1 protein-coding gene is annotated in these 238 nt (G+C 58.4%); it reads right to left on the bottom strand.

All coding sequences use genetic code 11. The features are described 5' to 3' along the window. Positions 1-238 (bottom strand): SDR family NAD(P)-dependent oxidoreductase (locus tag SB753_RS41100; RefSeq protein WP_410805683.1); only part of this gene is annotated, 238 nt, incomplete at both ends.

Genomic DNA, 238 nt, shown 5'->3' on the forward strand with positions numbered 1-238 from the left:
GCATGAATCGCTGCGACATGGTGTATGAGTGGACTGCTGCCTTGGTTGCGGAATACAGCGCAGTAGCAGCCAGCGGTACATAGGCGAGCACGGAACTGTTGTTGATGATCGTCGACTCCGGCTGCTGCTTGAGATGTTCGACAAGCGCCGCACTCATCCGCACTGGACCGAGCAGGTTTGTATTGATCAGATGCACCGCCTGCGCATCGTCGAGCGCACTGCCCGCGTTGTCGAACGG

Source organism: Paraburkholderia sp. SIMBA_053, from assembly GCF_046534895.1.
GTDB lineage: Bacteria > Pseudomonadota > Gammaproteobacteria > Burkholderiales > Burkholderiaceae > Paraburkholderia > Paraburkholderia caledonica.